The sequence below is a fragment of the Oleiphilus sp. HI0125 genome (assembly GCF_001635355.1).
Genome location: NZ_LWGF01000913.1, coordinates 1 through 1,230, shown reverse-complemented (window position 1 = coordinate 1,230; position 1,230 = coordinate 1). Strand labels below are relative to the sequence as shown.

At 45.0% G+C, this 1,230-nt stretch carries 1 pseudogene; it reads right to left on the bottom strand.

The features are described from left to right. Positions 1-19 precede the first annotated feature (19 nt). Positions 20-1,230 (bottom strand): annotated as a pseudogene (gene nqrF, locus A3762_RS15850) (NADH:ubiquinone reductase (Na(+)-transporting) subunit F); the annotation flags it as partial.

Genomic DNA, 1,230 nt, shown 5'->3' with positions numbered 1-1,230 from the left:
TTTTTTATTATGAGGTCAGTTAGCCACCGAAATCGTCTAACATGATATTTTCATCTTCGACCCCGAGATTTTTCAACATCTCGATAACCGCAGCGTTCATCATTGGAGGCCCACACATGTAGAACTCGCAATCTTCGGGCGCTGGGTGGTCTTTCAAGTAGTTCTCAAGAAGAACATTATGAATAAAGCCTGTGTAGCCTTCCCAATTGTCCTCTGGCTGAGGATCAGAAAGTGCCACATGCCATTCAAAGTTGTCATTCTCTGCAGCAAGCGCATCATATTCATCTTGATAGAACATCTCGCGCAATGAACGAGCACCATACCAGAACGACATCTTACGTTTAGAGCCGATACGTTTGAGCTGATCAAAAATATGCGAACGCATTGGCGCCATACCAGCACCACCACCAACGAATACCATTTCAGCTTCGGTTTCTTTCGCAAAGAACTCACCAAATGGACCGTATACAGTTACTTTATCTCCCGGCTTCAAGTCGAAGACCCAAGAAGACATTTGTCCTGGTGGATGATCAGTTCCCGGAGGTGGAGAAGCGATACGAATGTTGAATTTAACAACACCCTTCTCTTCCGGATAGTTCGCCATCGAATAAGCACGGATAACGGTTTCATCAACTTTTGACTTATATTGCCAAACGTCAAATTTATCCCAATCACCGCGATATTCTTCTTCAATATCAAAGTTTTTGTAGTCAACTTCGTGTGGAGGACATTCAAGCTGAACATAACCACCTGCACGGAAATCGACATTTTCACCTTCAGGAAGACGAAGCGTCAGTTCCTTGATGAAAGTAGCAACGTTCGGGTTAGATTCAACCGTACATTCCCACTTCTTAACACCAAAGACTTCTTCGTCAACTTCAATTTTCATGTCCTGCTTAACAGGAACCTGACACGCTAAACGCCAACCTTCTGCTTCTTCACGACGAGTAAAGTGAGTACGCTCAGTAGGAAGCATGGAGCCACCACCTTCGAGCACTTTACAAGTACACTGCGCACAGGTACCACCTCCGCCACAAGCTGATGAAAGGAATAAGCCTTCAGACGCAAGCGTTTGAAGTAACTTACCACCAGCAGGCGTTTCAATTTTTGAGTTGGGATCACATTTACAGTGATCGCAACATTACCCGAGCTAACTAGCTTAGCTCGCGCTGCCAAAATTACCGCAACCAACGTTAGAACGATGACGGTAAACATGACAACGCCTAGAAC